The sequence below is a fragment of the Pseudosulfitobacter pseudonitzschiae genome, from assembly GCF_900129395.1.
In the GTDB taxonomy this organism is placed as follows: Bacteria; Pseudomonadota; Alphaproteobacteria; order Rhodobacterales; family Rhodobacteraceae; genus Pseudosulfitobacter; species Pseudosulfitobacter pseudonitzschiae.
The window spans coordinates 502,704-523,581 of sequence record NZ_FQVP01000003.1; the positions used below are offsets into that span (position 1 = coordinate 502,704).

23 protein-coding genes are annotated in these 20,878 nt (G+C 63.3%); 9 read left to right on the plus strand and 14 right to left on the minus strand.

Features of this window, described 5'->3' with window-relative positions:
- Positions 1 to 54: 54 nt before the first annotated feature.
- Positions 55 to 960, minus strand: coding sequence for a LysR substrate-binding domain-containing protein (locus tag BUC08_RS10630; RefSeq protein ID WP_037923986.1), 906 nt, complete (start codon positions 958 to 960; stop codon positions 55 to 57).
- A 104-nt stretch (positions 961 to 1,064) separates the two neighbouring features.
- Between BUC08_RS10630 and BUC08_RS10635 the strand changes: the two genes are divergently transcribed.
- The 4 genes from BUC08_RS10635 to BUC08_RS24600 all read left to right on the plus strand — a co-directional run bounded on the left by BUC08_RS10635 (position 1,065) and on the right by BUC08_RS24600 (position 4,415).
- Complete coding sequence (locus BUC08_RS10635) at positions 1,065 to 2,288, plus strand: acyl-CoA dehydrogenase (RefSeq protein WP_037923983.1); 1,224 nt, start codon at positions 1,065 to 1,067, stop codon at positions 2,286 to 2,288.
- Between the two features lie 155 nt (positions 2,289 to 2,443).
- Positions 2,444 to 3,208 (plus strand): SDR family NAD(P)-dependent oxidoreductase, encoded by a 765-nt coding sequence (locus BUC08_RS10640; protein ID WP_037923981.1) that lies wholly within the window; start codon positions 2,444 to 2,446, stop codon positions 3,206 to 3,208.
- An 11-nt stretch (positions 3,209 to 3,219) separates the two neighbouring features.
- A complete protein-coding gene (locus BUC08_RS10645; RefSeq protein ID WP_200796205.1) occupies positions 3,220 to 4,254 on the plus strand; it encodes a dipeptidase in 1,035 nt (344 codons plus the stop codon).
- The gene (locus tag BUC08_RS24600) at positions 4,251 to 4,415 is read left to right on the plus strand and encodes a CIA30 family protein (protein ID WP_156024887.1); all 165 of its coding nucleotides are present in this window, start codon (positions 4,251 to 4,253) and stop codon (positions 4,413 to 4,415) included. The genes BUC08_RS10645 and BUC08_RS24600 overlap by 4 nt, the downstream gene beginning before the upstream one ends.
- A gap of 172 nt (positions 4,416 to 4,587) precedes the next feature.
- On the opposite strand, the gene BUC08_RS10650 is transcribed toward BUC08_RS24600, so the two are convergent.
- The gene (locus BUC08_RS10650) at positions 4,588 to 5,877 is read right to left on the minus strand and encodes an IS110 family RNA-guided transposase (protein ID WP_037923975.1); all 1,290 of its coding nucleotides are present in this window, start codon (positions 5,875 to 5,877) and stop codon (positions 4,588 to 4,590) included.
- A gap of 147 nt (positions 5,878 to 6,024) precedes the next feature.
- On the opposite strand from BUC08_RS10650, the gene BUC08_RS10655 reads away from it, so the two are divergent.
- Positions 6,025 to 6,333 carry a CIA30 family protein gene (locus BUC08_RS10655; RefSeq protein WP_268794408.1) on the plus strand — a complete coding sequence of 103 codons (309 nt, stop codon included), beginning with the start codon at positions 6,025 to 6,027 and terminating at the stop codon, positions 6,331 to 6,333.
- Here BUC08_RS10655 and BUC08_RS10660 read toward each other — a convergent pair.
- From BUC08_RS10660 to BUC08_RS10695, 9 genes are all read right to left on the minus strand, one after another.
- A complete protein-coding gene (locus BUC08_RS10660) occupies positions 6,330 to 7,562 on the minus strand; it encodes a mandelate racemase/muconate lactonizing enzyme family protein (RefSeq protein WP_037923972.1) in 1,233 nt (410 codons plus the stop codon). The two genes, BUC08_RS10655 and BUC08_RS10660, sit on opposite strands and share 4 nt — an antisense overlap.
- Before the next feature lie 85 nt (positions 7,563 to 7,647).
- Positions 7,648 to 8,739, minus strand: a complete 1,092-nt coding sequence (locus BUC08_RS10665) for a zinc-binding dehydrogenase (RefSeq protein ID WP_037924625.1) — start codon at positions 8,737 to 8,739, stop codon at positions 7,648 to 7,650.
- Between the two features lie 118 nt (positions 8,740 to 8,857).
- Positions 8,858 to 10,060, minus strand: coding sequence for a TCR/Tet family MFS transporter (locus BUC08_RS10670; RefSeq protein WP_037924622.1), 1,203 nt, complete (start codon positions 10,058 to 10,060; stop codon positions 8,858 to 8,860).
- A 7-nt stretch (positions 10,061 to 10,067) separates the two neighbouring features.
- Positions 10,068 to 11,402, minus strand: coding sequence for a lyase family protein (locus BUC08_RS10675; RefSeq protein ID WP_037923969.1), 1,335 nt, complete (start codon positions 11,400 to 11,402; stop codon positions 10,068 to 10,070).
- Between the two features lies 1 nt (position 11,403).
- Positions 11,404 to 12,192, minus strand: coding sequence for a 3-oxoadipate enol-lactonase (gene pcaD / locus BUC08_RS10680; RefSeq protein WP_037923967.1), 789 nt, complete (start codon positions 12,190 to 12,192; stop codon positions 11,404 to 11,406).
- Entirely contained in the window at positions 12,189 to 12,344 is a 156-nt protein-coding gene (locus BUC08_RS24320; protein WP_174861642.1) for a hypothetical protein, read from the minus strand. The genes pcaD and BUC08_RS24320 overlap by 4 nt, the downstream gene beginning before the upstream one ends.
- Before the next feature lie 60 nt (positions 12,345 to 12,404).
- Entirely contained in the window at positions 12,405 to 13,376 is a 972-nt protein-coding gene (locus BUC08_RS10685; protein WP_037923965.1) for a threonine ammonia-lyase, read from the minus strand.
- Positions 13,373 to 14,194 (minus strand): alpha/beta fold hydrolase, encoded by an 822-nt coding sequence (locus tag BUC08_RS10690; protein ID WP_037923963.1) that lies wholly within the window; start codon positions 14,192 to 14,194, stop codon positions 13,373 to 13,375. Before BUC08_RS10690 ends, BUC08_RS10685 begins: the two co-directional genes overlap by 4 nt.
- Before the next feature lies 1 nt (position 14,195).
- Positions 14,196 to 14,882: a haloacid dehalogenase type II gene (locus tag BUC08_RS10695; RefSeq protein ID WP_037923961.1), complete on the minus strand. Its 687-nt coding sequence runs from the start codon at positions 14,880 to 14,882 to the stop codon at positions 14,196 to 14,198.
- A gap of 194 nt (positions 14,883 to 15,076) precedes the next feature.
- On the opposite strand from BUC08_RS10695, the gene BUC08_RS10700 reads away from it, so the two are divergent.
- Positions 15,077 to 15,505 carry an FKBP-type peptidyl-prolyl cis-trans isomerase gene (locus tag BUC08_RS10700; protein ID WP_037923959.1) on the plus strand — a complete coding sequence of 143 codons (429 nt, stop codon included), beginning with the start codon at positions 15,077 to 15,079 and terminating at the stop codon, positions 15,503 to 15,505.
- 91 nt (positions 15,506 to 15,596) lie between these two features.
- Positions 15,597 to 16,712, plus strand: coding sequence for a THUMP domain-containing class I SAM-dependent RNA methyltransferase (locus tag BUC08_RS10705; protein WP_037924620.1), 1,116 nt, complete (start codon positions 15,597 to 15,599; stop codon positions 16,710 to 16,712).
- Between the two features lie 78 nt (positions 16,713 to 16,790).
- On the opposite strand, the gene BUC08_RS10710 is transcribed toward BUC08_RS10705, so the two are convergent.
- Genes BUC08_RS10710 through fabA form a run of 3 tightly spaced genes read right to left on the minus strand, consistent with a single transcriptional unit; the run spans position 16,791 to position 19,363 of the window.
- Positions 16,791 to 17,582 carry an enoyl-ACP reductase FabI gene (locus tag BUC08_RS10710; RefSeq protein ID WP_028958468.1) on the minus strand — a complete coding sequence of 264 codons (792 nt, stop codon included), beginning with the start codon at positions 17,580 to 17,582 and terminating at the stop codon, positions 16,791 to 16,793.
- Between the two features lie 8 nt (positions 17,583 to 17,590).
- The gene (gene fabB / locus BUC08_RS10715; RefSeq protein ID WP_037923957.1) at positions 17,591 to 18,820 is read right to left on the minus strand and encodes a beta-ketoacyl-ACP synthase I; all 1,230 of its coding nucleotides are present in this window, start codon (positions 18,818 to 18,820) and stop codon (positions 17,591 to 17,593) included.
- 33 nt (positions 18,821 to 18,853) lie between these two features.
- A complete protein-coding gene (gene fabA, locus BUC08_RS10720; protein ID WP_028958466.1) occupies positions 18,854 to 19,363 on the minus strand; it encodes a bifunctional 3-hydroxydecanoyl-ACP dehydratase/trans-2-decenoyl-ACP isomerase in 510 nt (169 codons plus the stop codon).
- A 253-nt stretch (positions 19,364 to 19,616) separates the two neighbouring features.
- Here fabA and irrA point away from each other — a divergent pair, with 253 nt between their 5' ends.
- Entirely contained in the window at positions 19,617 to 20,036 is a 420-nt protein-coding gene (irrA, locus tag BUC08_RS10725; RefSeq protein ID WP_037923946.1) for an iron response transcriptional regulator IrrA, read from the plus strand.
- A gap of 41 nt (positions 20,037 to 20,077) precedes the next feature.
- Positions 20,078 to 20,872 (plus strand): phytanoyl-CoA dioxygenase family protein, encoded by a 795-nt coding sequence (locus BUC08_RS10730; protein WP_037923943.1) that lies wholly within the window; start codon positions 20,078 to 20,080, stop codon positions 20,870 to 20,872.
- Positions 20,873 to 20,878: the final 6 nt, after the last annotated feature.

Genomic DNA, 20,878 nt, shown 5'->3' on the forward strand with positions numbered 1-20,878 from the left:
AACACTGACCGAAGCCCTAGCGGGAGATTGCGGCGCAAATGCGACGACAAGGGGTCAGGTCTGAGGTATTGGTTCGGACGCGTTGCGTGCCTGTTCACCCAGCCACGCGCGAAAGGACCGCAGCGACGCCTGGGTGGCGCGTTCGGAAGGCCACACCAGGTAATAGGTCCCGATGCTTTGCGATGTCTGCGCCGAGGCGAGCGCAAGTTGGCCGCTGTCCAGATAGGGCTGGGCGACAAAGGTCGGCAGCAATGCCACGCCCATGCCGTGGATCGCCGCCTGTGCCATGGTCGAGAATTGGTCGAACTGCATTCCGGCGCCCAATTCCCCTGTCCAGCCTTGCGCCGCCAGCCAGCGCGCCCAGCCCTTGGGGCGCGTTTCCAGATGCAGCAGGGGCTGCGCCGCGATCTGGGCGCTGCTGGCCTGTTGCAGCAACCCCGGCGCGCAAACCGGCACCACCGTTTCCGGCATCAGGGGCAGGTGATCCGCCCCCGGCCAGTCGGCGCGGCCGAAATGGATAGCAGCGTCGAACCGGCTGGCCCGGAAATCGAAGGGCGCCAGACGTGTGGACAAGTTGACCGTGACCTCTGGGTGGGTGCGGGCGAAATCCTGCAGGCGCGGGGCCAGCCAGTGCATCCCGAATGCAGGCAGGATCGCAAGGTTCAATGTGCCGCCGTCCGGGTTTGTACGTGCGGCCACCGATGCCGCCGCCAGCCGGTGCAGGATCTCGCGCACCGTGCGCGCATATTCGCGCCCCACCGGCGTCAGCACCAGAGCGCGCCCCTCACGCTGCACCAGCGCCGCACCGATCTGTGTCTCAAGGCTGCGCAACTGGCGGCTGACCCCGCTTTGGGTCAACGACAGCTCTTGCGCGGCGGCCGTGGCGGACCCCAGACGCGCCACAGCCTCGAACGCCATCAGCGCGCCGGTCGAAGGCAGGAAGCGTCGGGGCGCGATCATCTATGACTAATCCTCATGTATCACAGGACGGATGATTGTTAGAACTTGCCGCGTTTCTTTGCAATACTGCACGAAATTCAACAGATTCGAGAAAGAGGCTGATCATGAATGCAGAAACCCCGATCCTGAAAGCCAAGGACGCTCCCGATCTGGGCAGCTTCGACTGGGCCGATCCTTTCCGCCTGTCGCAACAGCTGACCGAAGACGAGCGCATGATCCAGGACAGCGCCGCGGCCTATGCCAAGGAAAAGCTGGCCCCGCGCATCATCGACGCCTTTGCCAACGAAACCTCCGACAAGTCGATCTTTGCCGAAATGGGCGACATGGGCCTGCTGGGCGTGACCCTGCCCGAGGAATACGGTGGTCTGGGCGGCTCTTATGTCTCTTATGGTCTGGTCGCCCGCGAAGTCGAGCGGATCGACAGCGGTTACCGGTCGATGATGTCGGTGCAATCCAGCCTGGTGATCTATCCGATCTATGCCTACGGCTCGGAAGAGCAGCGCAAGAAATACCTGCCGAAACTGGCCAGCGGCGAATGGGTCGGCTGCTTTGGTCTGACCGAACCTGATGCCGGGTCCGACCCCGCGGGCATGAAAACCCGTGCGGTGAAAACACCGACGGGCTACAAGCTGACCGGTTCGAAAATGTGGATTTCCAACGCGCCATTTGCGGACGTGTTTGTGGTCTGGGCCAAGTCGGAAGAGCACGGCGGCAAGATCCGCGGCTTTATCCTGGAAAAAGGCATGACGGGTCTGAGCGCCCCCAAGATCGAAAACAAGCTGTCCTTGCGCGCTTCGATCACCGGTGAAATCGTCATGGACGGTGTCGAGGTCGGTGACGACGCGCTGTTGCCCAACGTGCAAGGTCTGAAAGGCCCCTTCGGCTGTTTGAACCGTGCCCGTTACGGGATTAGCTGGGGCGCGCTGGGCGCTGCCGAATTCTGCTGGCACGCCGCACGCCAGTACGGTCTGGACCGCAAGCAATTCAACAAACCGCTGGCCGGAACGCAGCTGTTCCAGAAGAAACTGGCCGACATGCAGACCGAGATTGCACTGGGGCTGCAAGCCTCGTTGCAAGTGGGTCGCCTGATGGACGCAGCCCAGGCCGCGCCCGAGATGATTTCCATCGTCAAGCGCAACAACTGCGGCAAGGCGTTGGACATTGCCCGCATCGCGCGTGACATGCACGGCGGCAACGGCATCTCGGGTGAATTCCAGGTGATGCGCCACGTGATGAACCTTGAGACGGTCAACACCTACGAGGGCACCCACGACGTGCACGCCCTGATCCTGGGCCGTGCGCAGACCGGCATTCAGGCGTTCTTTTAAGCCTGCACGCTTTGAAAATTGAAACAGCAGATGCGGGGGCCACGGTGCCCCCGTTTCTTTTGGCTCTGAATATCCAAGCCCAAGCGCGCCGCGCAGGCTCTGGTGAAACGCGCATCATCCGCTAAGCTGTGCCGAACACCAAAGCGAGGCGACAGATGGTTCAGACACTTCCACACATTCCTTCTTTCGACCTCTCAGGCCGCCGCGCCCTTGTCACGGGGGCGTCCTCGGGCATTGGTCTGGGCTGCGCGGTCGCGCTGGCCGGGGCGGGGGCCCATGTGGTCTGTGCCGCGCGCCGCGCCGATGTGTTGCACGACAGCGTGGCCGCCATGCGCGACGCAGGGCATTCGGCCGAGGCGCTGGTGCTGGACCAGACGGATCTGACGGCGTTGAAGGATGCGTTTTCGACGCCCTTTGACATTGTGGTGAATTCGGCGGGGCTGGCGCGGCATTCGGCGGCGGTGGACACCGATGTGGTAGATTTCGATACGGTGATGGATGTGAACGTGAAGGGGGCTTATTTCCTGTCCTCCTATGCCGCGCGCGCACTTCTGAACGCGGGCAAGCCCGGTTCGATCATCCACATCAGCAGCCAGATGGGTCACGTGGGTGGCCCGGACCGCGCGGTTTATTGCGCGTCGAAACACGCGGTCGAGGGCATGGTCAAGGCGATGGCCATCGAATGGGGCAAGGCGGGCATTCGCATCAACACGATCTGCCCCACCTTCATCCGGACGCCGCTGACCGAAGGTACATTCAACGACGCACACAGCCTTGCGTGGATCATGGACAAGATCAAACTGCCGCGCGCGGGCGTGGTCAGCGATATTATGGGGGCGGCGCTGTATCTGGCGTCGGATGCCTCGGGAATGGTGACAGGCACGGCCATGATGGTCGACGGAGGTTGGACAGCAGACTGATGGGGAAACAGATGATATTTGACGGGCACAACGATGCGCTGATGCGGTTGTGGAAGCACCAAGGCGACCCCGTGGCGCATTTTGCGACCGATGCAGGCCACGTGAACGCCGACGCCTGTCGCGCGGGCGGGATGGGCGGCGGGTTCTTTGCCATCTACAGTCCGGCCAGCCGCGCCCCGCATGCGGGCAACACCGAGGTTACGGCCATCGAGCTTGAACCTCTGGACGATCCGCTGGATCAGGGATGGGCCTTGCAGGCAGCGATGGGGCAGGCGGGGATCGCCTTGCAACTGGCCGATGCGGGCCTGATCGAGATTGTCACGCAGCCCGACCAGCTTGCGCGCGCGTTCATGGGCGATGCGTTGGCCTGTATCCTGCATCTGGAAGGCGCGGATTGCATCGACGCCGATCTGCTGGCGCTGGATGTGCTGCATGGTGTTGGCCTGCGGTCGCTGGGGCCGGTCTGGTCGCGCAACAATATCTTTGGCCACGGCGTGCCGTTTGGCCACTTCCGTGATCCTGATCAGGGCCCGGGTCTGACCGACGATGGCAAGCGTCTGGCCGCGCGTTGCGGCGTGCTGGGGATCATGTTGGACACCAGTCATATCACCCTGAAAGGGTTCGAAGACATTGCAAACATGGGCCAGCCCGTTGTTGCCACCCATTCGAACGCATGGGCGCTGTGCCCGTCCACGCGCAACCTGACCGACGCGCAATTGCAGGTCATCGCCCAAAGCGGCGGCATTGCGGGGCTGAACTTTGCGCCGCCGTTTCTCAGCGACGAGGGCTGGAAGACGTGGCGCGTGGGGCTGGATGCCTGCATTCGCCATCTGGATTATATGGTCGCGCATCTGGGCGAGGATCACGTGGCGCTGGGCAGCGATTTCGACGGCGCGCGGATGCCCGACGGGATCGCGTCGGCAGCCGACTTGCCGGTGTTGGTCAAGGCGATGGAAGACGCAGGGTTTGGCGCGGAATTGATCGCCAAGATCTGCCACGAAAACTGGCTGGGGTTTCTCGGGCGGCATCTGGAAAAAAGCGCATGAAGGTGCTGCATCCCGATTGGGAGTATGTTGCCGACGGTGTTATGGGCGGCGTGTCGCGCGGGCAGGCGGGTCCAGCGCAGGTTGCGGGCCGCGCGGCCATGCGTCTGACGGGGGCGGTCAGCACGGACAACGTCCTATGTCGGGAAAATCTGGCTGCTTAGGTCAGCAGGTCATGGGGCATCCAGCGAACCGGATGCCCTGTTACGTTTGCCCAGACGGGCTCTGCCGTCAAGAAATGATCTCTTCCATAGCAAACACAGGGTACGCGCGATGGCGGCCCTCACCGTCCTCAATACGAGATCCCAAATCCCAAGCAGAAGGCCCGAACATTATCTACGAGGTCAGCGAACTGCCTCCACGGCTGCTACAGAGAGAGGTCCTTCCGCCTGGGCTCACCCCTTCGAAGAAGGGGCGATAGGGTGCGCCGTTTTTGACGACGGCGTGTACAGTGCGCGCCATCTTGGCCGCTATCGCCGTATAGGCCTTGCGACGCAGATGCGCGTTGTGTCGATCCTTTGAGATGTAGCGCTCGAACTTGTCCCGGAAGCTGTTGGTCCGCTTTAGCACGGCGGTCTGACCGGCCATCCAAAGCGTGCGCCGCAAACGGGCGTTGCCATACTTCGAGATCCGGCTCTGGCCGCGGAACATGCCGGATTGCGTTGTGGCGAGGTCCATGCCGCAGAACTTCAGGAACTGTCGATGGTGCCGGAAGCGACGCAAGTCACCGGCCTCGGCCAGGATGGTCATGGCGTTGATCGGGCCGATGCCGGGAATGGTCGTCAGCAGTTGATAGTCGGGGAGATCGGACAGAAGCTCGACGGCCCGTGCCTCGATCTCATCACGCTGTCGGATCAGACTGCGGCCCTCGGCTAACACGAGACGGAACATGCGGACCGCATCGGAGTCCGGGTGAACCGGCAAGCCTACAGATTCGACCGCCGTGTCGTAAATGTCTGAAAGCATACGTTCTTTGGAAACCTTGCGGCCGACAACATGCCAAGCATCGGCGACGAAAGCCTCCCGGTCCATAGCCTTGATTATGTGTGGTGTGGGATACTTCTCAAGGAATGCGAGAAACCAGTCGGTGCGGGAACTGCGGTGAAAGCGCTCCGCCTCGGGGAAATAGAGCGGCAGGTAATGCGTGAGGATGCGGTGCCACAGCTCAGTCTTCGAGCGCGAAACGATCTCGTGGGTCTTCGACAGTTCCTGGATGTCGGCTTTCCCGGTCACCAGCGGATCATGGAAGAACTGCACTGCCCCGATCTCCAGCATATGCAGAATGACCTGGGCGTCCTTGGGATCATTCTTGTCCCAGCTGTTGTGCAGAGCCTCGCGCGTTCGGGCCAAGCCAACGGAAGAGACAAGCTTCAGGTCGAACCCGGCTAGGCCGAGGTGGTGGGCCAAGGCACGGTGATAATTACCGGTCGCCTCAAACCCGATCCGTACCGGCAGTTCATAGCTGGCGAGAGTGGTGGCCAAGCGCTGAAAATCCTCCAGCGTGTTCGTAATCGTCAGTCGGCGGCGGCGCTTTTTGCCCGGAATGCTGATCAGCACCTCATGTCGATGCTTGGAAATGTCGATGGCGACCAACACGGTCGAAAGGGTAGCATAGGTAGCGGTCATAGCCGGTCTCCTCACAGTGTGGTTATGCAAAACCACTGTTGAGACCTGAGACCCGGTTATGGCCACCCGCTGTGCAATTTAAAGGCTGCGCAGGCGGCCATAACCTACAAACAGCCTTTCTTCCCGACGTGCTATGGTGGCGGATTTATCCAGATGGCGTTTGATCTGGCAGAAGATGCCGGCGGATGGACCGGTCTGGAGCTGGACGTTTACGGCAACGATGAACGCTATGACCTGCGCCTGCGCACCACGCGGTTGACCCGTGCGTGGCAGTCCTTCCGCACCGAGTTCGTGGCGACGGCGGCGTGGACCACGATCAAGGTGCCTTTTGATGCGCTCGAAGCCTATCGGACGGACGCCAGTTTCGATGCGTCCGAGTTGCGCCGTGTCGGCGTGGTCGCGGTGGGTCGTGAATTCGCGGTTGATGTGGCGGTCAGCGGCGTGCGGTTGTACTAGGTCTTTGGCGCAGGCGCGCCGCCCTCGAATGCATTGCCATTCACGTAGTCGCAAGGCGCTTCCTGCATTTCCAGATGCAGGCCGGTGCCGGTGTAGGGGTTTGCACGGGCCAGGTCCTCGTCCACCTCGATCCCCAGACCGGGCGCGTCTGATGGCGTGACAAAGCCGTCCTCGACCCGGATGCTGCCCTTGATCAGCGCGTCGTGGAACGGGGTTTCGATGGTTTCACACATCAGCAGGTTGGGGATGGACGCGGCCAGTTGCAGGTTGGCGGCCCATTCGATTGGCCCTGCGTAAAGATGCGGCGCGAGTTGCGCATTGTACACCTCGGCCATTGCCGCGATTTTCTTGACCTCCCAGATGCCGCCCGCACGGCCCAGGGCAGGTTGCAGGATGCTGGCCGCACCACTGCGCAGGATCGGGGCGAACTCGGCCTTGGTGGTCAGTCGCTCGCCAGTGGCCACGGGAATGCCCACGGCGCTGGCCACGGCGGCCATTTGTGCGGCATTGTCCGGTGGCACGGGCTCCTCGTACCAAAGCGGACTGTAGGGCGCGATGGCGCGGCCCAGCCGGATCGCGCCGGCGGTGGTGAACTGACCGTGGGTGCCGAACAGCAGGTCGGCGCGGTCGCCCACCGCTTCGCGGATTGCCTTGCAGAAGGCCACCGACTGGCTGATGTCGCTCATTGCAGGCATGTGGCCGCCGCGCAGGGTATAGGGACCGGCGGGGTCGAATTTGACCGCCGTGTATCCCCGCGCCATGCAATCGGCGGCGGCTTCGGCGGCCATCTGGGGCGAGGTCCAAAAGGCCGTCAGGTCATGATGAGGCAGGGGGTAGAGATAGGTGTAGGCGCGAATGCGGTCGTTCATCCGTCCGCCGATCAGCGCGTGCACAGGCCGCCCGCGATCCTTGCCCAAGATGTCCCAACACGCGATTTCCAGCCCTGAAAACGCCCCCATTACGGTCAGGTCGGGCCGCTGGGTAAAGCCAGCCGAGTAGGCGCGGCGGAACATCAGTTCGATGTTCTCGGGGTTTTCGCCCTGCATGTGCCGCGTGAACACGTCCTCGATCACCGCCTGCATGGCCCGAGGCCCCACAGAGGCCGCGTAACACTCACCCCAGCCGACGATGCCGGTGTTGGTGGTCACCTTGACCAATATCCAATAGCGCCCGCCCCAGCCCGGAGCAGGCGGGGCCGTGATGATAATATCAAGATCTTGCAGCTTCATGCGGGCTGGTCCTTCATCTTGCCAATAAACTCCGGGGCCGGAATCAAAATCGGGGGCAGAGCCCCGGTCGGTCGGCATCCTATGCTTATCGGTTAAACACGATCACATTGCGCCGCGCAGTTCCAGTCTTGGTATCGGCAATCGCCTCGTTGATCTGTTCCAGCGACCACCGTCCCGAGATCAACTCGTCCAGTTTCAGACGACCCTGCTCGTACAGATCCAGCATCCAGGGAATGTCGCGCTGGATCACCACATCCCCCATTTTCGACCCGATCATGCCCTGACCGGCAGCGGCCAGATTGACAGGCTGGTATGTTGCCTGCCCCCCGACGTGGGGCATTCCGACCATAATGACCCTGCCCCCCGTGGCCAGATAGTTCGGGGCCTGGTCATAGGCCGGAATGGCACCCACGGTGACGATCACCGCATCTGCGCCGCGCCCACCCAAGGCTGTGCGCGCCGCCAGCCAGGGCGCTTTGTGGGTCGCCAGAACGCCATGTGTTGCGCCGAATGCCTTGGCAACGTCAAGTTTCTCGTTGCTCATGTCGACGGCCACGATGCGCCGCGCACCTGCAATCCGTGCGCCTTGGATGGCGTTCAGCCCGACGCCGCCCGCGCCGATCACCACCACGTCCTGACCAGCGCGCAGATGCGCCGAGTTCACCACCGCACCCACTCCGGTGATCACCCCACAGGCCAAGAGCGAGGCCACGTCCTTGGCGATCTTGTCCGAAATGCGCACCACCTGACGCTGGTCCACCACCACCTTTTCGGCAAAGCCGCCGGTGGCCATTGCCTGATGCAGCTTGCTGCCGTCCGGCAGGGTGATCGGGCCCATGTCGCCGTTGTAGGGTGTCTCGCAGGACACCGGGCTGCCCCCGGCGCAAGGCGCGCAGGACCCGCACGAACGGATCAATGTGACCACAACACTATCGCCCTCAGACACCCCCTGCACACCGGTCCCAACGGCGCTGACGCGTCCCGCTGCCTCGTGACCATAGACCGCTGGCAGGCTGCCGCCCCAGGACCCTTCGGCATAGGAAATGTCCGAATGACAGATCGCCACCGCGTCGACGGTCACTTCCACCTCGCCTTGTTCGGGCGCGCGCAGGTGGATGTCTTCGATGCGCAGAGGCTCTCCAAAGGCGTGGCAGACGGCGGCTTTGATGATTTGCATGGGACAGTCCTGATGGCGGAAGGTGATCGACCCGTTCAGGGTGGGGGGCGCAATGGGGCCGCGCATGTCGGAAACCGACACTTCCCCGGTTCGTCCGCGCCAGTTTGGCCAGATAACGTCAGGTGATCCGTGTGCCGATGGGCCGCAGGTAGATCACCAGCGCCAGCCCCGTCAGCAGGGCCGACAGCACAAAGGGCGCACCGGGCAGATGGATGGGTGCGTCGGTGGCGGTGAAGCTGTAGAACACCGAGGTCATCACCATCGGCGACAGGATCATTGCCAGTGCGTTGACCGATACCATGGCCCCTTGCAATTCGCCTTGCTGGTCGTCGCCGGTGGCCTTTGACATGATCCCCTGCAAGGCGGGGGCGATGACACCGCCCAAGGCGGCCAGCGGTGTCAGGATCAACGCCACGGTGCCCGAGGTGACCAGCGCGATCAGGATATAGGTCAGGACACTGAACAGCAGCCCGTAGACGATCGTACCGCTTTCTCCAAACCGGCGCAGGGCAATGCGGATCAGGCCACCCTGTACCACGGCCATGGCAATGCCGAACAGGCCAAGGCTGAGGCCGATCAAGGCAGGAGACCAGTTGAACCGCGCGTGACCGAAATAGGCCCAGATCGCCGGATAGACGATAAAGGCGAACTGATAGATGAAATAGACCACCAGCAGGCGACGGATTTGCGGCAGTTGTCCCAGTGCGCGCAATGTGCCCAGCGGGTTTGCCCGCCGCCATGAAAACGCGCGGCGGATGCGGTCGGTGACGGTTTCGCTCAGCACCAGCCAGCCGAACAGCGCATTCAGTCCCGACAGGGTCGCCGCCGCCCAGAAGGGCGCGCGGGTGCCATATTCGGCCAGCAGCCCGCCGATCAGGGGCCCCAGCACGAAACCGATGCCAAAGGCCGCGCCGATCAGGCCGAAATTGGCGCTTTTGTTTTCGGGGGCCGAGAGGTCGGCCATACAGGCGTTGGCCGTCGACTGGGTCGAGGCGGCAACCCCGCCGATGATCCGCCCCACCAGCAGCAACCAGATGCTGCCCGCCACCGCCATCAGCATGTAATCCAGACACATGACGACCAGCGACAAGAGCAGCACGGGACGGCGGCCAAAGCGGTCGGACAGCCCGCCGATCACCGGGCCGAAGAGGAACTGCATCACCGCAAAGGTTGTGGACAGCACGCCGCCCCACAGCGCCGCCTGCGCCAGCGTGCCGCCCTGCACCTCACGGATCAGGTCGGGCATGATCGGCAGGATCAGCCCGATGCCCATTGCGTCCAGCAGGACGGTGAACAGCAGGAAAACAACGGCGGGTTTCACGCCGGTGCTACACGGCAGCGGCGCTGCGGGCGCGGCGGGCAAAGGTGCGGGCGTCGTCTGCGGCCGTGCCCATCTGCGATGCGGCGTCAAACAGCCCCTTTGGCAGCTCGGGATAGGCACGCGCGGCCAGTTCGGGCAGCGGGGTCTGGGTGTCCATCGCGTCCTTGCACAGTGCCTTGGTCGCGGCTTGTGCTTCGGGGCGCGGCATCTGGCTCGCCAGCGCAAAGCTCAGCGCCTCGGCATGGATCAGGCCCAGACCGTCCTCAAGGGCTGCGTGCATCCGCGCAGGCACCGGATTGATGCCTTCTGCCAGTTTCAACGCGTGATGCAGGGCACAGGCGTTGGTCAGAACGACTTGCGGCAGAACCATCCATTCGGCGAACCAGGACGCCCCGTCCCGTTGGTGCTGGTGTGCGGCGGCCGCTTGCAGCGACGCGCGCAGACCGGCCATCTTGATGTTCAGCGCGACCAGCGCCGAAGGTCCGACCGGGTTCTGTTTCTGTGGCATCGTCGATGATCCGCCGGCACCGGAGAGGGTGACCTCGCCGATCCCGGACATGGTCAGCCCCACCAACGTGTCGCCCATCGCGGCCAGCGTGGCCGTCACCCGCGCCATCCATTCGGCTATGCGCAACACCGGGCTGCGGTCGGTGTGCCAGCTGTGGCCGGGGTCTTTCAACCCCAGAGCTTTTGCCAGCGCCGCGCGCGTCTCTGCCGCCTTGGGGCCTAGCGCCGAGGATGTGCCCGCCGCGCCCGACAACGACACCCACAGGCTGGCCTCGCGCAGGGCAGGCAGGTCGTCCAATGCGGCAATCAAGGGCGTGCCCCACTGCGCCAGAACCGCGCCCCAGCTGGTCGGAGTGGCGACCTGGCCATAGGTGCGGGCCGGCATTGGTGTGGCGGCGTGATCCTCGGCTGCTTGGGCCAGTGCCCCCAACAGCTTGCGGATGTCCGCCTCGGCCAGTGCCAGCGCCTGACGCAACCGCAGCATCAGCGCGGTGTCGGCGATGTCCTGGCTGGTGGCGCCCCAGTGGGCATATTGTGCATGCTCCGGGGCCTCCATCGCCGCACGAAACGCCGCGACCAATCCGGGCACCGGCACGCCGTTCTGACCCGTGGCGGCACCCAGGGCACCGGGGTCGATGGCGACCTCCAGGCTGGCGCGGTGGATCGCGGCGCCGCTGATCTCGGGGATCACGCCCAAGCCACCCTGCACTTTGGCCAATGCCCCTTCGACCAGCAGCATGGCGCGCACTTCGGCGCTGTCGGTGAACAGGCGTCCGGTCTCGCCCGTGGCGAACAACTGCCCGTAGAGCGGGCTTGCGAAAACACTGGCCGCCATCTCAGATATGCCCCGTGTCGCGCATGAACCTGGTCAGGATCTGCGCGTATTCCTCGGGTTTTTCGACGCAGGGCAGGTGGCCGGTGCGGCGGATGATCTGGAACTGGCTGCCGGGGATCAGGTCGATGGTTTCGCGCACCAGATCGGGCGGGGTCGAGCCGTCCTCGGACCCGGCAATTCCAAGGGCGGGCAGGCGCAATGATGCGGTGGTGGAATAGAAGTCGGTGCCCGAGATGGCGGACGAGCAACCCGCGTATCCCTGCACCTCCTGGCGGATCAGCATGTTGCGCCACAGCTCAAGCTCGGGCGTGGCGCGGAAATCGGGCGCGAACCAGCGTTCCATCACTGCGTCGGCCAAGGGTTCGATCCCACCTTTCAGCACGGCGGCGATACGCTCGCCCCACATATCGGCATTGCCGATCTTGGCCCCGGTGTTCGACAGCACCAGCGCACGCACCAGGTCCAGACGTTTGACAGCCAGCCCCTGCGCGATCATCCCGCCGATCGACAGTCCCACGAAAAGCGCGTCCTTGAAGCCGTGCATGTCCATCAGCTTTTCGGCATCCGTCACCAGCGACCCCATCGAATAGGGCGAGGGCGGGCAGGACGACAGCCCATGCCCGCGCTTGTCAAAGCGCAGCACCCGCAGACCCGCAGGCAACAGCGGCATGATCGGGTCCCACAGCCGCAAATCGGTGCCCAGCGAGTTGGCGAACACCACCGGTGCGCCATCGTCGGGGCCGTCGATACGGTAATGCAGGCGTACGTCGCCCAGGTCTGCCAGTTTCATCGTTCGTCTCCTTGTCCCAGCGCCAGATGCGCCATGATCCGCCCGCGGTCCGAGGCCCGCTTGTTATACGGCCGTTCGGCGTGGCTGCCATCTGTCCGGTTGTCGTTCAATACGCCGAAGTCTTGCATTTCGCCAATGTGCGTTGGACTCATGGGTGTTCCTTTTCTGGACCGATCAGGTTTTCACCTTGAAACCGGAGATCGTGAACCGCGTCATTCCAATGTGTCCAGCGCGCGTGCGAACATGGGTGCATCGACATTTCCGCCCGAGATCACGACAATCACGTCATCGCCTGCGATCTCGTCGCGACGCGACAGCGCGGCCGCCAGCGCCGCCGCGCCGCCGGGTTCCGCCACCAGCTTTAGCCGCAGGAACGCCTGTGCGACGGCATGCAGCGCCTCGTCCTCGGACACCGCCAGACCGGGGCCGCACAGCCGGTGCAGGATGGGAAAGGTGATGTGCCCAGGCGCGGGGGTCATGATGGCGTCGCAAATATTGCCCGAGGTCTGCGCGTTGCGCTCGATCTGCCCGCTTTGCAGCGACTGTTTCACGTCGTCAAAACCTTCTGGCTCGGCCGGGCGCACGCGCAGCCCCGGTGCATCGGCCTCGAGCGCCAGGGCAATCCCCGAGGTCAGCCCGCCGCCACCACAGCACACCAGCACGTCAGCGGATTTGATCCCTTGGGCGTTTGCATCTTCTGCGATCTCAAGGCCCACCGAGCCTTGACCCGCGATCACCTGCGGTTCGTCAAAGGGTTTGATCAGCGTCAGACCTCGTTCCGCCGCCAGCCGGTCGCCGATGGCGTCGCGGTCCTCGGTGGCGCGGTCATAGGTCACCACTTCGGCCCCCAGTGCGCGGGTGTTCGCGAGCTTCAGCGCAGGCGCGTCCGATGGCATGATGATCACTGACGGCACCCCGTGTTGGGCCGCAGCAAGCGCCACGCCCTGTGCGTGGTTGCCCGAGGAAAAGGCGATGACACCTTTGGCGCGCGTTTCCGCATCCAGCGCTGACAGCGCCGACCATGCGCCTCGAAACTTGAAACTGCCGGTGTGTTGCAGGCACTCGGGCTTGATCCAGACGCGGCGGCCCGCGATCTGGTCGATAAAGGGGGAGTTCAGCAGCGGGGTGCGGCGCGCGTGCCCTTGCAGCCGCAGGGCTGCGGCACGGATCATGTCGATGTTCATTGAATAAGGTCCAGCCAGTCTTTCAAGGCGGTCACAGCCGCAGGTTCGTCCAGAAACGGAATATGCCCGCGATCGGGCAGGTTGGTGTAAATCATGTCGGGCCGCCGCGCGCGCATCTCCTGCGCCGTCTTGTCGTTCAGAATGTCGCTGCCGGCGGCATGGATCAGGCACAGCGGTTTGCCCGCGAGATCGTCGAAAAAGGCCCAGAAGTCGGGGCTTTCGGTTTCGTTGGCCACCGCATCGCGCAGGTGCGCGTCATAGGTCAGGTTCAGCCCGCCCGCGCCGTCATCGACGAAATGTGTCTCGGCCTCTTCCATCCAGCGGCTGGCGGGCACGCCGATGAAACCGCCCAGCAGGTTGGGCAGGATCAGCGCCGCTTCGGCATGGGTGCGGATGCTGGGTTTGACACCCAGGTAGGCCATGATGTCCTTGATGCCATTGGGGTCAATCTCTGGGCCGACATCGTTGAACGCCACGCCAAGGATGCGGTCCGGCACCATCTGGCCCAGCATCATCGCGTTCAGCCCCCCGCGCGAGGTGCCAAGAATCGCGGCCTTGTCGATGCCCAGGTGATCCAGCAGTTCGATCGCATCGCGGCTTTCCACGGCCAGCGTGTAGTTGCGCCAGTCCTTGTCAAACTCGGATTTGCCGCGTCCGCGATAATCCATCGTGATCACGCGGTGGTCGTCCAGATAGGGCGCGACATAGCGGAAATCGGCGCCGGTGCGTCCCAGTCCGGACAGGCAAAGGATCGGCAGTCCGTTGCCTGTATCGGTGTAATACAGGCGCAGCCCGTCGGATGTGGTGAAGGTGGCCATGTCAAACTCCGGCAAGGGCAGGGATGCCCGTGAGATCGGTCAGGATGGTATCGGGGGTGGCGGGCAGGCGGTCCACCGGATCGCCTGCGCGGTTCACCCATGCGGTGCGAAACCCATAATGCGCGGCGGCGGCTGCGTCCCAGCCGTTCGAGGACACGAACAGAACCTCGTCCCTGGCGCAGCCAAAGCGCGCGCCCACAAGATCGTAGACCCGGCTGTCCGGTTTGAAAATGCCCACGGATTCCACCGACAGACAGTCGTCCAGCACGTCGCCTATGCCTGCCGATTGCACCGCCCCGTCCAGCATCGCAGGCGCGCCGTTGGACAGAATCGCCGTGTTCAGCCCGGCGGCTTTCAGCGTCTTCAACATCGCGGGGACCTCGGGGTAGGCCTGCAATTCCCAGTAGAGATCCAACAACCGCTGGCGCAGCGCCGCGTCGCCCTCCAGCCCCGTCTTTTCCAGCGACCAGTCCAGCGCCTCCTGCGTCACGGTCCAGAAATCCGTATGGGTGCCCATGACGGCACGCAGCCATGAATAGTTCAGCTGCTTGGCCCGCCAATGCTCGGCCAGTTGCGGCCAAGCCTTTGCGAGTGCTGGAAATTCCGGCTGTTCAGCGGCCAGTCGCGCGGCGGCGGCCACATCGAACAGCGTGCCATAGGCATCAAAAACGCAGGTGGTAACGGGCATGGGTTATCTCCGGTGGCTGCCCAGGCAGACTGTCACGCAGCAGCCCGAGGGAAAAGGCGCAAAATCACCGCAAGGCGGCGTGGCGGCGCCGGGGTTTACACTTATGCGCCGCTATGTTGAATTAATGCCAACCCCGGAGCACCCGCGCAGACACGCGGCCTCCGTCCATTCCCCCCTAAAATTCGGAGAGTTACATGACCCAGGTCAAATCTGGCGATACAGTTCGCATTCATTACACAGGCACGTTGCTGGACGGCAGCACCTTTGACAGTTCCGCAGGCCGCGACCCGCTGGAATTCCAGGTCGGCAGCGGCCAGATTATTCCCGGTCTGGACAGCGCGTTGCCCGGCATGGCCGTTGGCGAAAAGAAAGAAGTCAAGGTTGCCGCCGAAGAGGCATATGGCGCCGTGAACCCCGAGATGCGCCAGCAGGTTCCGCGCGAAGGCATCCCTGCCGACATCCCGCTGGACCTTGGCACGCAGCTGCAAATGCAAACCCCCGACGGTCAGGCCCTGCCTGTGACCGTGGTCGATGTGGACGAAAGCACCGTGACGCTGGACGCCAACCACCCGCTGGCGGGCAAGGACCTGACCTTTGACATCGAAGTCGTCTCGGTAAACTGAGACAGGTTTTCGCGGAGGGCGGTGTAGCCCTCCGCACACCCCCACCGACAGCATCTGGCCGCGCCCGCGAATTGCGCGTATGACGCAGGCCATGAGCACTCCTGACCCTTTTGAAATATTCCTCGTCTGCCCGCCCGGGCTGGAACATGTCCTTGCCGCCGAGGTGGCCGAGGCCGGTTTTGACGCGCCCGTGGCTTCCGTCGGCGGGGTCACGATCACAGGTGGCTGGGCGGATGTCTGGCGTGCGAACCTGTGCCTGCGCGGTGCGGTGCGCGTGCTGGTGCGCGTGGGGCACTTCATGGCCTTCCACCTGGCGCAACTTGACAAACGCGCGCGCAAATTTCCCTGGGGCGACATCCTGCGTGCGGATGTGCCGGTGCGGGTGCAGGTCACCTGTAAACGCTCCAAGATTTATCATGCCGGTGCGGCCACCCAACGGATCGAAACCGCCCTGCGCGACAGCCACGGGCTGACCCTGTCGCCCGAAGCCGAGATCGTCATCAAGGTGCGCATCGACGACAACGCCGTGACCATCAGCCTGGATACCTCGGGCGAGACGCTGCACAAGCGCGGCCACAAAGAGGCCGTGGGCAAGGCGCCGATGCGCGAGAATCTGGCCGCGATGTTCCTGCGGCAATGCGGTTACGATGGCGTGGAACCCGTGGTGGACCCGATGTGCGGGTCGGGCACCTTCCTGATCGAAGCCGCTGAAATCGCCAGCGGACTGCAACCGGGCCGCTCGCGCGACTTTGCGTTTCAAAAGCTGGCCTCTTACGACGCGGACGCCTTTGACGCCCTGCGCAGGGACATGCCCACGATCACCGGCCCCGCACGTTTCTTCGGATCAGACCGTGATCAGGGTGCCATCCGCATGAGCACGCAAAACGCCGAACGGGCAGGGGTCGCCCCGCTATGTCAGTTCGACGTGCACGGCGCGGGTGAAGTCACACCGCCGGACGGCCCGCCCGGGCTGGTCATCGTCAACCCGCCCTATGGCGCGCGCATCGGCAACAAGAACCTGCTGTATCCGCTGTACGGTACTTTGGGGGAAACCCTGAAAACCCGGTTCAAAGGCTGGCGCGTCGGCCTTGTCACCTCGGAACCCGGTCTTGCCAAAGCTTGCGGTCTTCCATGGAAACCGCAAGAGGCCCCTGTTGCCCACGGTGGCCTGAAAATCTGGCTGTGGCGCACAGACGCGCTGCGCTGAGCGCAATTCTTTTGGCCAAAAATATCCCGGGGGCGCGCCAAAGGCGCGGGGGCAGCGCCCCCGAACCCGAACCGATGCTTACAGGTGATCCGGCTGCGGCATGCCCAGCACGTGAAACCCGCCATCGACACGAATGATCTCGCCGGTGGTGCAAGCGCCCGCGTCCGATGCCAGGTAAACCGCCGTGCCGCCCACCGCTTCCAGCGTCGCGTTCGAGCGCAGCGGCGCGTTTTGGTCGGTGTGCTTGTAGGTCTTGCGCGCGCCGCCAATGGCCGCACCTGCCAGCGTTTTCATCGGACCGGGTGAAATGGCGTTGACGCGGATGCCTTCGGGGCCAAGGTCGTTGGCCAGATAGCGCGTGGCGCTTTCCAGCGCGGCCTTGGCCACACCCATGACGTTGTAATTCGGCACGACGCGGTTGCTGCCCTGATAGGTTAGCGTCAGCAACGTCCCACCGTTTTCCACCATAAGCGGATGCGCACGGCGCGCCACGTCGATGAAGGAATAGGCCGAGATATCCATGGAGTTCTTGAAGTTGGCGCGGCTGGTGTTCAGGAACCGCCCCGTCAGTTCGGATTTGTCCGAAAATGCAATGGCATGGACCACGAAATCAATCGTCGGCCAGCGTGCGCCCAGCTGCTCGAATGCGCCGTCCAGACTGGCGTCGTCGGTGACGTCAACGTCGACCATGAAATCGGACCCGACCGAGGCTGCCAGTGGCTCAAGCCGCTTGCCGAACGCCTCGCCCTGATAGGTAAAGGCCAGTTCGGCCCCGGCCGCGTGCATCGCCTTGGCAATGCCCCATGCGATGGATCGATCATTGGCCACGCCCATAATCAGGCCGCGTTTTCCTGCAAGCACATCCGACATTTTTGCAATCACTCTTTATATTTGGAAAGGATCATCGACCCGTTGGTGCCGCCAAACCCGAACGAGTTTGTCATGACGGAGTCCAGCCCTGCGTTCTCGACCAGCTTGGTGGCAATTTCGGCGGGGTCCAGTCTTTCGTCCAGCGTCTCGACGTTGATCGAAGGCGTGATGAAGTCATGTTTCAGCATCAGCAGGCAAAAGATCGCCTCAAGGGCACCGGCGGCCCCTTGTGCATGGCCTGTCATCGACTTGGTCGAGGACACAGGCGGCGTGCTGCCCTGACCGAACACGCGGCGTACCGCTTCGATTTCGCCGACGTCGCCGACGGGGGTCGAGGTGCCGTGCGCGTTGATATAGCCGACCTTGCGGCCCTCGGGCAGGGTTTGCAGCGCCAGACGCATCGCGCGTTCACCGCCCTCGCCCGAGGGTGCGACCATGTCGTGCCCGTCGGAAGTGGCGGCAAAGCCGGTGACTTCGGCGTAAATCTCGGCACCGCGCGCCAGCGCATGTTCCAGCTCTTCCAGCACGACCATGCCACCGCCACCCGAGATGACAAAGCCGTCGCGGTTCGCGTCGAACGCGCGCGAGGCTTTCTCGGGCGTGTCGTTGAATTTGGACGACATCGCGCCCATCGCGTCGAAGAGGCACGACAGGGTCCAGTCCAGCTCTTCACCGCCACCGGCAAACATCACGTCTTGTTTGCCCATCATGATCTGTTCGGCGGCGTTGCCGATGCAGTGCAAAGAGGTCGAGCAGGCAGATGTGATCGAATAGTTGATGCCCTTGATCTTGTAGGCTGTCGCCAGGTTGGCGCTGATCGTCGAGGACATGCATTTGGGCACGGCAAATGGCCCGATGCGTTTTGTCGCACCCGATGACAGCACCGTCTGGTGCGCCTGGAACAGAGCGGATGTGGATGGACCGCCCGAACCGGCCACAAGACCGGTGCGCGGGTTCACGATGTCATCCTCGGTCAGACCCGCGTCTGCAATGGCCTCGGCCATGGCGATATGGGCATAGGCGGCACCCGGTCCCATGAAACGCAAGGTGCGTTTGTCGACCAATTCGGAGACGTCTATTTTCAACGTCCCTGCGATGCGGCTGCGAAACCCGTGTTCGGTCATCTCTTCGGATGCCACGATACCGGATTTGCCAGCCTTGAGGGCGGCCAGCACTTCGCTTGCATTGTTGCCGATAGACGACACAATCCCCAGCCCTGTCACGACGACTCGGCGCATGGTAAACTCCTTCAGACCTCAGACCCTTCCGGTTCAGCTCTCGGACAGAGCGACCTTCATGTCAGTCACTTGATAGATGGTTTCTCCGTCTGCTTCCACCCGTCCGTTGGCCACGCCCATGGTCAGGCGGCGCGTCTGGATCGCTTTGGTGAAATCGACGTAATATGTCAGCAGCTTGCGGTCGGGCCGCACCATGCCTGTCAGCTTGACCTCGCCCACGCCCAGGGCATAGCCGCGCCCTTGCCAGCCGCGCCAGCCCAGGTTGAAGCCGGTCAACTGCCACAGCCCGTCCAGACCCAGACAGCCGGGCATGATCGGGTTGCCGGGAAAGTGGCAGTCAAAGAACCACAGGTCCGGTTTGATATCGAATTCGGCAACAACATGGCCCTTTTCGTGCAGGCCGCGGTCGCCCGAAATATCCGTGATCCGGTCCATCATCAGCATCGGCGGTTCTGGCAACTGGGCGTTGCCGGGCCCGAAAAGCTCTCCGCGCGCGCATTTCAGAAGGTCGTCGCGGTCGAAACTGGTGGGATAGTCGGACATATTACGGAATTCCCTTCGCATTCTTGCAATTAAACCCCTCTAGCACCCGTGTGCCGGTGTTGCCAAGTGTGCCGAAGGGTACAGCCACCGCGCCCTTGGGTCGCACGGGTTGCGGTTGCGACGTTGTGGAAGGTGCGTACGGGGCGCGAAAGCCCGGCCGATATGGTGCGGGGATGCCACGTTGCGTTGATTTCCGTTTGAAAATCACCTGATGCGCCCTCTATATAGGGAAGGAATTGAATTGAGGACAGGCATGGCGCAGTCGCAACATGACATCGGAACCGAGTGGCTGGCGGGCGCAGGATTGCGCCCCACACGGCAGCGCGTGACGCTGGCGGCCCTTTTGATCGGTGACGGCCAGCACCGCCATGTCACCGCCGAAAGCCTGTTCGAGGCTGCCAAGATCGAAGGCGAGGCCGTGTCCCTGGCCACTGTGTACAACACGCTGCGCACCTTTTGCGAGGCGGGATTGCTGCAAGAGGTCACGGTCGACGGATCGAAAAGTTACTTCGACACCAATACGCACGACCACCCGCATTTCTTCTGGGAAGACGAGGCACGGCTGAGCGATGCACCCTCGGACGAACTGGTGATCTCGCGGCTGCCCAAAGCGCCTGCGGGTGCGGAAATTTCGTCGGTGGACGTGGTGATTCGGTTGCGCAAGAAGTCGTAACGCGGCACCAAGGTGCAGGATAATACCGGATTTTTGCACCCATGACCCAAGAGCCAATCGTAACCCAGGACCAGATCGACGCCTATCGCCGCGACGGCGTTGTGCTGGTGCGCGGTCTGTTTGCCGACCATGTCGAGACACTGCGTGCCGGTGTGGCACGCAATATGGACGAGCCCGGCCCATACGCTTCGGAAAACAAGCGTGAGGGCGAGCGAGGGCGGTTCTTTGACGATTATTGCAACTGGCAGCGTATCCCCGAGTTTGAACAGGTCATTCGCACATCGCGCGCCGCCGAAGTGGCCGCCGCTCTGATGGGGTCGGAACGTGTGCAACTGTTCCACGATCATGTGCTGGTGAAAGAGCCCGGGACTTCGATGGCGACGCCGTGGCATACCGACGGGCCTTATTACTTTGTCGAAGGACAGCAGGTTGTCAGCTTTTGGTCGCCGCTCGATCCGGTGACCACCGCCAGTCTGCGCTGTGTCGCCGGATCGCATCTGTGGGAAAAGGACGTGCTGCCGACCCGCTGGGCCAAGGGCGATGCGTTCTTTGATCCCGCGCCCTACATACCGGTTCCCGACCCGGACGCTGAAGGCATGACCGTTGTCGAATACCAGATGCAGCCGGGCGATGCCGTGGCGTTCCATTACCGGACCCTGCATGGTGCACGGGGCAACACCAGCGACAGTCGCCGTCGCGCGTTTTCACTGCGGCTGGTGGGGGACGACGCCCGCTATGTCGCGCGCCCCGGTCCCACGTCACCGCCGTTTCCGGGGCATGACATGCAACCGGGACAACGTCTGCGCGAGGACTGGTTTCCGGTGCTGCGCGCCTAGGGTTGC